Raw genomic sequence first — 9,389 nt, 5'->3', positions numbered from 1 at the left:
GGTCCCTCCGGGCTTCCCTTCGGTTCTTGCTGTGTTGCTGTCTTGCGTTTCCGACTCTATCAGAACCTTTCGGCGCCTGATTCCCAGTCAGCGGGTTTGTCTTTCCGGCCCTTCGGCCGTTCCGACGAGTGAGACTTTAGCGGAACCGATCCCCCGACGCTAATCGGGGTTCGCGTCCTGCGTTCGAACGCGGATTCCTCATTTCGCAAATGCGCACGCAAATGAGAGCGACCGGATGTCGCACGTTTGCAGTGGTCTTGCGGAATGACCGTCCGGGGATCGACCGGGGTCGATGCTCACGTCGGACAGCCCGGAGAACATTACGTTCACGTCCAGGACGTGTCAACTTCGGGTCGTGGGGGTAGGGGCCGCGTACTCTGTCGCCCATGACCACGCATGCGTGCAACTTCAGCTGGCGGGCCGTCTGACGGCGGCCAGCTGACACGGATGTGACCAACGGCCGCCGCTCTGGCGGCCGTTCGCGTTTCTCCCCCCTGGTGGAGGTCCGGGAGCCCGGCCCCTCGGCGGTGGCTCCGACCAGGAGTGGGATGACAGAGATGACGCGGATCTTCAGTGGGGTCAAGCCGACGGGACATCTGACGTTGGGCAACTACCTCGGGGCCGTACGCAGGTGGGCCGAGGTGGATCAGTACCGGGCGGATGCCCTGTTCAGCATCGTGGATCTGCACGCGCTGACCGTCGAGCACGATCCGGCCCGTGTGCGCAGACTCAGCCGGCAGGCGGCGACGCTGCTGCTGGCGGCCGGGCTGGACCCGGTTCGGTGCACCGTCTTCGTGCAGAGTCATGTCGACGCGCACACCCGGCTCTCCTATCTATTGGAGTGCACGGCCACGGACGGCGAGCTGCGGCGCATGATCCAGTACAAGGAGAAGTCCGTGCGGGCCAAGGCCGCCGGGCAGAGTGTTCGGGCGTCGCTGCTGACGTATCCGGCGCTGATGGCGGCGGACATCCTCGCGTACCGGACCGACGAGGTGCCGGTCGGGGACGACCAGACGCAGCACGTGGAGCTGACGCGGGATCTGGCCGAGCGTTTCAACCTTCGCTACGGGCCGACGTTCACCGTCCCGCGGGCGACGAATCCGGCGGTGGCGGCGCGGGTCATGGATCTACAGGATCCGGGCTCGAAGATGGGGAAGTCGCACGAGTCGGGGGCCGGGATCATCTATCTGCTCGACGAGACGGACGTGCTGCGCAAGAAGGTGATGCGGGCCGTCACGGACAGCGGGCGTGAGGTCGAGTACGACCCGCTCGGCAAGCCGGGCGTGGCGAATCTGCTGGAGATTCTCGCGGCCTGCGGGGGCGGGAACCCAATCGACTTGGCCGGTGTATATGACTCGTACGGCTCACTGAAGCGAGACACCGCCGAGGCCGTCGTCGAGTTGTTGCGGCCGGTCCGGGCGCGGCATGCGGAGCTGGCGGCGGATCCCGGTCAGGTGGATCAGGTTCTGAAGGAGGGGGCGGAGCGGGCCAGGGGGATGGCCCGGCCGGTGGTTGATGCGGCCTATGAGGCGATCGGCTTGTTGCCCGCCGGGTGACGGAAGGCCGCGCGGTAGTCGCGCGGGCTGGTGCCGAGGTGGCCGGCGAAGTGCTGGCGCATGGTCACCTCGCTGCCGAAGCCCGTGCGGCCCGCGACCTCGGCCATCGGGAGGTCGGTGCGTTCGAGGAGCTTCTGGGCCGCCGCGAGGCGCTGGGTGATGAGCCAGCGGAGAGGGGTGGTGCCGGTGGTGGCCTGGAAGTGGCGGGCGAGGGATCGGGGGGACATACCCGCGTGGGCGGCGAGGTCGGTGATGGTCAGCGGCCGGTCGAGGTGGTGCAGGGCGTATTCGCGTACGGAGGCGAGGGCGTCCTCGTCACGGTCGGCGCGCGGGGTGGGTCGCTCGATGAACTGGGCCTGGGTGCCGGTGCGGTAGGGCGCCGTGACCATCGAGCGGGCGATGGTCGCCGCTGTCTCGGCTCCGTGGGTCGTGCGGACGAGATGGAGGCAGAGGTCGATTCCGGCTGCCGTGCCGGCGGAGGTCCAGATGTTGTCGTCATGGAGGAAGAGCGCGTCGGGCACGACGGTGACGCGGGGATGGTGTTCACGGAGGAGGTGGGTGAGGTTCCAGTGGGTGATGGCGCGGCGGCCGTCGAGGAGGCCGGCCTGGGCGAGGGTGAACGCGCCGCCGCAGAGCGCGGCGATGGTCGTGCCTCGGGCGTGGGCGCGGCGGAGGGCGTCGAGTACGGGGGCCGGGGCCGGGGTGAGGTGGTCGTCCAGGCCGGGGACGACGATCAGGTCGGCTCGGTCGAGCCAGGCGAGGGTGCGGTCGGGGGTGAGGGTGAGTCCGCCGCGCAGGGGGATGGGCGCGGGGTCGGCGGCCGGGCGGTGAAGGTCGAAGGCGGGCACGCCTCGGTCGGTGCGATCGACACCCCAGACCTCGGTGATGACCGAGATGTCGAAGGCCCGGATGCCGGGGAAGGCGAGGAGGGCGATGCGTTGGGGGGTGGGTGCGGGGGTGTCGGCCATAGGTGGCAGTAAACCATCGACCGCTGACTTTCGGACCCCTGGAGACGGCCGGTACCGGGCGGCAGCATGGTCGCCATGGAGATAGCTGAGAACGCGGCGCTGGTGGTCATCGATGTGCAGCAGGGATTCGAGGAGGTGGAGTACTGGGGTGTGCGGAACAACCCGGAGGCGGACGGGAACATCGCCGCGCTGATCGACGCGTGGCAGACGAGTGGGCGGCCGGTGGTGTTCACGCGGCACGACTCGACGACGCCGGATTCGCCGCTGCGGCCGGGATATGCGGGGAACGGGTTCAAGGACTATGTCGAGAGGCGGCGGGGGAAGGGCGCGGCCGGGTCGGAGCTGACGGTGGTGAAGAGCGTGAACTCCGCGTTCTACGGCGCGCCGGATCTGGGTGCGTGGCTGACGGCCGCGGGGATCGGGCAGCTGGTGATGGCGGGGATCCAGACCAACATGTGTGTGGAGACGACGACGCGCATGGCCGGGAATCTCGGCTACGAGGTGTTCTTCGCGCTCGACGCGACGTACACCTTCGGCCAGGAGGGGCCGTGGGGCTGGGAGTTGACGGCGCGGGAGTTGGCGCGGGCGACGGCGGTGTCGCTGCACGGGGGTGGTTTCGCGAAGGTGGTGACGACGGAGGAGGTGGTGAAGGCGGCGTCCGTGTGACGGGCCGCCGGGGGCGGGCGGGTCAGCCGTTGCCGGAGGCCAGTTCGCGACTGCGGTCGCGGGCGGCTTCGATCGCGGCGATCAGTGCGGCTCGTACGCCGTGGTTCTCCAGCTCGCGGATGGCGCTGATGGTGGTGCCCGCCGGGGAGGTGACGGCCTCGCGGAGTTTCACGGGGTGTTCGCCACTGTCGCGCAGCATGACCGCGGCGCCGATGGCGGCCTGGACGATGAGGTCGTGGGCCTGGGCGCGGGGCAGGCCGAGGAGGATGCCGGCGTCGGTCATCGCCTCGACCAGGAAGTAGAAGTAGGCCGGGCCCGAGCCGGAGAGGGCGGTCGCGGCGTCCTGCTGGGACTCGGGCACGCGGGCGGTCTTGCCGACGCCGCCGAAGATCTCCTCGGTGTGGTTGAGGTCGGCGGGGGTGGCGTGGCTGCCGCCGGAGATGACGGACATTCCTTCATCGACAAGGACGGGGGTGTTGGGCATGACGCGTACGACGGAGGTGCCGGTGGTGAGGCGTTCCTCGATGAAGGCCGTGGGGATACCCGCGGCGGCGCTGATGACCAGGCGGTCGGCGGGGACGTGGGGGGCGAGTTCGTCGAGGAGCTTGCCCATGTCCTGCGGCTTCACGGCGAGGATGAGCGTGTCGGCGCGTTTGGCGGCCTCGGCGTTGGTGACGGGCTCGACGCCGTAGCGGTCCCGGAGCTGCGCCGCTCGTTCGGCGCGGCGGGTGGTGACCAGGAGGTCGGCGGGGCGCCAGCCGGCGCGGATCATGCCGCTGAGGAGGGCTTCGCCGATCTTGCCGGTACCGAGCACTGCGATGGTCTTGGTCATGCGGTCACCTCGCCGGTGGGGTGGGTCGAGCGGTCGTACGGAACATCCGGGGCCATCCTCGCACCGGCGGCGGGGACGGGCCCGGCATGTCCGAGTGGCGGACCGGCGCGGCGCTTACGCGGTGCGGCGGCGGAGGGTGGCGGCGCCCAGGGCGAGGACCAGGACGGCGCAGCCGGCGACGATCAGGATGTCGCGGACGAAGTCGCCGGTGACGTCGGAGTGGTGCAGGACCTCGTTCATGCCGTCGACGGCGTAGGACATGGGCAGGACGTTGGAGATCCCTTCGAGTACCGGCTGCATGTTGTCGCGTGCGGTGAACAGTCCGCAGAGCAGCAGTTGGGGGAAGATCACCGCCGGCATGAACTGGACGGCCTGGAATTCGGAGGAGGCGAAGGCCGAGACGAAGAGTCCGAGTGCCGTGCCGAGCAGGGCGTCGAGGAGTGCGACCAGCAGGAGCAGCCAGGGGGAGCCGACGACGTCCAGGCCGAGGAACCAGACGGCGAGTCCGGTGGCGAGCAGGGACTGGACGACGGCGAGGGCGCCGAAGGCGAGGGCGTAGCCGGCGATGAGGTCGGCCTTGCCCAGCGGCATGGCGAGGAGGCGTTCGAGGGTGCCGGAGGTGCGTTCGCGGAGGGTGGCGATGGAGGTGACCAGGAACATCGTGATCAGCGGGAAGATGCCGAGCAGTGAGGCGCCGATGGCGTCGAAGGTGCGGGGGTCGGCGTCGAAGACGTAGCGCAGGAGGAAGAGCATCACGCACGGCACGAGGATCATCAGCGCGATGGACCGGGGGTCGTGGCTGAGTTGGCGCAGGACGCGGGCGGCGGTGGCCAGGGTGCGGGCGCCGGAGAAGGCGCGCGGGGGCGGGGTGGTCATCGGCGGGTCTCCTGCGGTGCGTGGGCGTTGGCCTCGTCGACCAGGTGGAGGAAGGCTTCTTCGACGGTTTCGGTGCCGGTGCGGGTGCGCAGTGCGTCGGGGGTGTCGTCGGCGAGGACGTCGCCCTCGCGCATGAGGAGGAGGCGGTGGCAGCGTTCGGCCTCGTCCATCACATGGGAGGAGACGAGGAGGGTGGCCGCGCGGGAGGCGGCGATGCGGTGGAAGAGTTCCCAGAGGTCGCGGCGGAGTACGGGGTCGAGGCCGACGGTCGGCTCGTCGAGTACGAGCAGTTCGGGTGTGCCGAGCAGGGCGACGGCGAGTGAGACGCGGTTGCGCTGGCCGCCGGAGAGCCGGCCCGCGAGGGCGTCGGCGTGGGACGCGAGGTCGACGTCGGTGATGGCGCGCTGGACGGTCTCGTCGCGGGCGTCGCGGTGTGAGCGGCCGGGGTTGAGGATCGCCGCGAAGTAGTCCAGGTTCTGACGGACCGTCAAGTCGTCGTATACGGAGGGCGCTTGGGTGACATAGCCGATTCGGGCGCGGAGCGTGGCGTCGCCGGCCGGGCGGCCGAGGACGTCCAGGGTGCCGGTGACCTTGGCCTGGGTGCCGACGACGGCGCGCATGAGGGTCGACTTGCCGCAGCCCGAGGGGCCGAGGAGGCCGGTGATCCGGCCGGGCGGTACGGCGAAGTCGAGGTCGCGCAGCACGGTGCGTTCGCCTCGTACGACGCGCAGACCGCGGGCGCGGACGGCAGCCGCTGACTTATTCATCATGTGATGAATAATGCTCCCGTCCGCGCCGCAGCGTCAAGGCGGGGGGCTCAGTGGAAGCCGGGGATGTGCGGAATCAGGTCGGGCCTGCGGGACGCCTGCTTCAGGGAGCCGACCGTGGAGCGGACGATCCCCTCCTTCACGTACGCCGCCGGGCGGCCGGTGAGGACGCGTTCGCGCGGTGAGTCGTCGGCGCGTACGGACTGGACCAGCCCGTCACGGCGGCCCAGGCTCAGACACTGGATGACGTACGAGAAACGCATCGGTTTCGGCTCCTCGCCCCGCAGTTCCGCGATGATCGCGGTCGCGGCCTGCGAGCCCCCGGGAAGCGCGGCGGCGCAGCCCATGCGCAGCGAACCGGCGGTCGCGGTGTGTCCGCCGGCCGAGTCACCCACCGCGTACACCTCCGGGTGGGAGACCGATCGCAGCACCGGGTCGACCTCGACGCGTCCACCGGCGTCGGTGGCGATCCCGGCGGCGCGCGCCAGTTCGGTGTTGGGGGTCATCGAGGCGGCCCAGACGACGACGTCCGTGTCGATGTCGTCGGGGCCGGCGGCCGGGCGGCCTTCCTCGACGCGTACGCCATGGGTGGCGAGGACCGTACGGACATGGGCACGGCCCTTCTCCGAGAGCCCCGGTCCCACCGCGTCCTTCGTGCGGAGGCCGACGCGCCAGTGGGGGTGGGTCTCGGCGAGTTCGGTGGCCAGTTCGATGCCGGTGAGACCGCCGCCCACGACCGTCAGGGTGCCGGGGGCGTCCTGGAGGCGCTTGTGCAGTTCGGTGGCGGACTCGACCGTGTACGCCCGGTCCCGGTCGCCGGGGTCGGCGGAGTGGCCGGTGGACCGGGTGCGGCTGCCGAGGGCGTGGACGAGGCGGTCGTACGGAAGGACGCGGCCGTCGTCCGTACGGACCTCGCGTGCCTCGGTGTCGATCGCGGTGGCGCGGGCGGCGACATGGGTGATGCCGGTCGGCCCGAGGAACGAGCCGAGGGCGTGGGTGACGTCGGGGCGTCCGGCCGCGCGTTCGTGCAGCCGGACGCGTTCGGTGAACCGGTCGGCGGGGTCGACGAGGGTGACGTGGGCGTACGGGGCGAGACGCAGGGCGCACATCAGTCCCGCGTAGCCCGCGCCGACCACGACGACCCGGCGCCGTCCGGAGCCGGAGTCCGACCGGGAGTCGGAGGAAGAGGAATCGGAAGGAGAGGAAGAGGAGGAAGGAGTGTGGGTGGGTGTCATACAAGGGGGACGACGTGGCCCGCCCAGGTGTGACGGTGAGCGCGGTCACAGACTCCCGGGGTCGATGTGGCGCAGCTTCTCCGGGTTGACCACGGCGTCGACCTCGGTGATCAGCCCGCCCCGCACGCTGAAGCCGAAGACGACGCACCGTTCGCCGGCGCGATCGACCAGCACCACTCCGGGGGCGCCGTTCACCTCCCGTACGAGGGCGTGCATCGTCTCGGGGTCGAATTCGCGCATGAGGCGCTGCGAGAAGCGCACGACCTTCTCGTCGCCGATGACGGGCAGCCTCGCCGCCGTGACCACTCCGCCGCCGTCCGAGCGCCACACCACCTCGGGATCGAGGATCTCCAGCAGCCCGTCGAAGTCCCCGCCCAGCACCGCCGACAGGAAGGCGTCGACGGCCCGCCGGTGCTCGCCCCGGTCGACGGTGCGGCGGGGCGCCTCGGCCCGTACCCGGCGGCGGGCGCGGGAGGCCAACTGCCGTACGGAGTCGGGCGTACGGCCCACCACGTCCGCGATCTCCTTGAACGGCACGGCGAAGACGTCGTGCAGGATGAACGCGGTGCGCTCCGCCGGGGTCAGCCGCTCCAGCACGGTGAGCATGGCGAGCCCGACGGACTCGTCCAGCGTGACGCGGTCCTCGGGCCCGCTCTCGGTCACCACCGGCTCGGGCAGCCACGGCCCGACATAGGACTCGCGCCGGGCGCGCGCGGAGCCGAGCTGGTCGTAGCAGAGCCGGCTGATGACCGTCGTCAGATAGGACCTGGGGTCGTCGACCTCGCCTTCGGCCAGCCGTTCCCAGCGCAGCCAGGTCTCCTGGACCGCGTCCTCGGCGTCGGCGACGGAGCCGGTGATGCGGTACGCGATGCCCCAGAGCCTCTTTCGTTCCCGCTCGAAATCCGCCAGATCCGCCATGTCTCGGCGCTCCTCTCCCCTGCCGGTGCCACGCCCGACGCCAGGCTTCGGACGACGGGCCTCAGTTACCAGACGACGTGGCGGGGCGAAGTGTGACGACCAGGTCGACCCGGTACGCCTCCTCGACGAAGCCGGCCGGAAAGACCTTGAGCAGTTCGGTGCGTTCCTCGGCGAGGCAGGCGGCCGTGGCGTCCTCGCCGACCAGCCGGAAGAGGGAGTGACTGCCGAGATTGGTGAGGTGGAGATCGAGCGGGACGGTACGTGTCCAGCGCAGCTCGCGGCGTACGCGCGGCAGGTCGTGCGGCAGGCCCTCGACGCGATGGCCGCCGGCGCCGTGCGCTCCCCCGCCGCCGAGCCGGCGCAGCCGTTCGTCCTGGGCGGCGACCCAGGGCACGGAGGCGTCGGAGACGTTCCACCACAGGGCGAGCGCGCCGCCGGGGCGCAGCACGCGCAGGGCTTCGGGGACGGAGCGGGCCGGGTCGGTCCAGTGCCAGGACTGGGCGTATGTCATCAGGTCGACGGACGCGTCCGCGAACGGCAGGGCGTCGCCGAAGCCCCTGACCAGCGGGGTGTCGGGCAGCGTACTGCGCAGTCGCGCAGCCATGCAGGGGCCCGGTTCGACGGCGGTGACGTCGGCGCCGCGCGCCCGCAGCAGCCGGGTGGAGATCCCGGTCCCGGCCCCGACATCCAGGACGCGGGCGCCTCGCAGGGGGCGGCCGGACAGTTCCTCGACGGTGTCGAACAGCGCAGGCGGGTAGCCGGGCCTGCCGGTGTCGTACTGCTCGGCGACGGCGTCGAAGGAGAGTGCGCGATCGGTCATGGGTCCCATCCTGTCGCGCGCCGGTTCACGCGCGGCGGACGGGTCCCGGTCGGCGGACGGGTGCCGGCTCAGCGCTTGGGGCGCTTGGGCCGGTTCGACTTGCGGGCGGCCGGGTTGCCCGTGCGGGTGGTGCGCCGGCGCTCGTACTGCGCGACGGCCGTCTCGTACTCCGTACGCCGCAGCCGCTCCCCCGGCGCCTCGGTGAGCGAGCGCAGGAAGTACGCGACGAGTGAGCCGATGAAGCCGATGCCCTTCAGGCTGCGCAGCTGCTCCTCACGGGCGCGGTCGACGGGGCGCTTGGAGAAGCCCTCCCAGGTCTTGCGGAAGGCGATGGCGCTGCACACAGAGAACATCACGATGACCAGGATGCCGATGAAGGGGCTGGCGTCCGCGATCGTCAAGCCCTGGTAGGCGAAGCGCAGCAGGAGGCACGCGCCGACGGCCGCGGCCAGTGAGCCGACGGCGACGCCGGCGCGGCGCGCCGCGTAACCACCGTCGTGGGCGACCCAGGTCGTGCCGAAGAAGCGCAGCGGCTCGGGGCGGGGGCCGGCGGGGCCGCCGGGGCCGCCACCGTCGTTACCGGCGGACCCGGCGGCGGCCTTGGCGGCTTCGCCGCTTCCGGTCCCGCCCTCCGTCCCGCTCTCCGTCCCGCTCGTGTTCTGGCTGTCGCTCTGGCTCTGGCTCACAGGGCGATTATCCCTGGCGGCGGAAGCCGACGGGAGCCGAGGTCGAGCGCCGGGAACCGGCCGGA

At 71.2% G+C, this 9,389-nt stretch carries 10 protein-coding genes; 2 read left to right on the top strand and 8 right to left on the bottom strand.

Going from position 1 to position 9,389, the window contains the following annotated elements; genetic code table 11:
* Nucleotides 1-557: 557 nt before the first annotated feature.
* Nucleotides 558-1,556, top strand: a complete 999-nt coding sequence (trpS, locus tag ACFYNU_RS25700) for a tryptophan--tRNA ligase (protein WP_356588922.1) — start codon at nt 558-560, stop codon at nt 1,554-1,556.
* On the opposite strand, the gene ACFYNU_RS25695 is transcribed toward trpS, so the two are convergent.
* Nucleotides 1,523-2,524 carry a helix-turn-helix domain-containing protein gene (locus ACFYNU_RS25695; protein ID WP_356588595.1) on the bottom strand — a complete coding sequence of 334 codons (1,002 nt, stop codon included), beginning with the start codon at nt 2,522-2,524 and terminating at the stop codon, nt 1,523-1,525. The genes trpS and ACFYNU_RS25695 overlap by 34 nt on opposite strands.
* Before the next feature lie 75 nt (nt 2,525-2,599).
* Between ACFYNU_RS25695 and ACFYNU_RS25690 the strand changes: the two genes are divergently transcribed.
* On the top strand, nt 2,600-3,190 hold the full coding sequence (locus ACFYNU_RS25690) for a cysteine hydrolase family protein (RefSeq protein WP_356588598.1): 591 nt from the start codon (nt 2,600-2,602) through the stop codon (nt 3,188-3,190).
* Nucleotides 3,191-3,212: 22 nt separating this feature from the next.
* Here ACFYNU_RS25690 and proC read toward each other — a convergent pair whose 3' ends face one another.
* The 7 genes from proC to ACFYNU_RS25655 form a co-directional block, all read right to left on the bottom strand.
* Entirely contained in the window at nt 3,213-4,022 is an 810-nt protein-coding gene (proC, locus tag ACFYNU_RS25685; protein ID WP_031230141.1) for a pyrroline-5-carboxylate reductase, read from the bottom strand.
* 114 nt (nt 4,023-4,136) lie between these two features.
* The gene (locus ACFYNU_RS25680; RefSeq protein ID WP_356588600.1) at nt 4,137-4,898 is read right to left on the bottom strand and encodes an ABC transporter permease; all 762 of its coding nucleotides are present in this window, start codon (nt 4,896-4,898) and stop codon (nt 4,137-4,139) included.
* Nucleotides 4,895-5,668 (bottom strand): ABC transporter ATP-binding protein, encoded by a 774-nt coding sequence (locus ACFYNU_RS25675; RefSeq protein WP_356588602.1) that lies wholly within the window; start codon nt 5,666-5,668, stop codon nt 4,895-4,897. Before ACFYNU_RS25675 ends, ACFYNU_RS25680 begins: the two co-directional genes overlap by 4 nt.
* A 47-nt stretch (nt 5,669-5,715) precedes the next feature.
* A complete protein-coding gene (locus ACFYNU_RS25670) occupies nt 5,716-6,801 on the bottom strand; it encodes an FAD-dependent oxidoreductase (RefSeq protein WP_356588604.1) in 1,086 nt (361 codons plus the stop codon).
* A gap of 144 nt (nt 6,802-6,945) precedes the next feature.
* The gene (gene sigJ / locus ACFYNU_RS25665) at nt 6,946-7,818 is read right to left on the bottom strand and encodes an RNA polymerase sigma factor SigJ (RefSeq protein ID WP_356588605.1); all 873 of its coding nucleotides are present in this window, start codon (nt 7,816-7,818) and stop codon (nt 6,946-6,948) included.
* 61 nt (nt 7,819-7,879) lie between these two features.
* Nucleotides 7,880-8,638 carry a class I SAM-dependent methyltransferase gene (locus ACFYNU_RS25660; RefSeq protein WP_356588607.1) on the bottom strand — a complete coding sequence of 253 codons (759 nt, stop codon included), beginning with the start codon at nt 8,636-8,638 and terminating at the stop codon, nt 7,880-7,882.
* Between the two features lie 68 nt (nt 8,639-8,706).
* A complete protein-coding gene (locus ACFYNU_RS25655) occupies nt 8,707-9,168 on the bottom strand; it encodes a hypothetical protein (RefSeq protein WP_356588924.1) in 462 nt (153 codons plus the stop codon).
* Nucleotides 9,169-9,389: the final 221 nt, after the last annotated feature.

The organism is Streptomyces sp. NPDC006643 (genome assembly GCF_042870175.1).
Classification (GTDB): Bacteria; Actinomycetota; Actinomycetes; order Streptomycetales; family Streptomycetaceae; genus Streptomyces.
The sequence above is the reverse complement of the archived record's forward strand: the minus strand, read 5'-3'. Positions and strand labels throughout refer to the sequence as shown.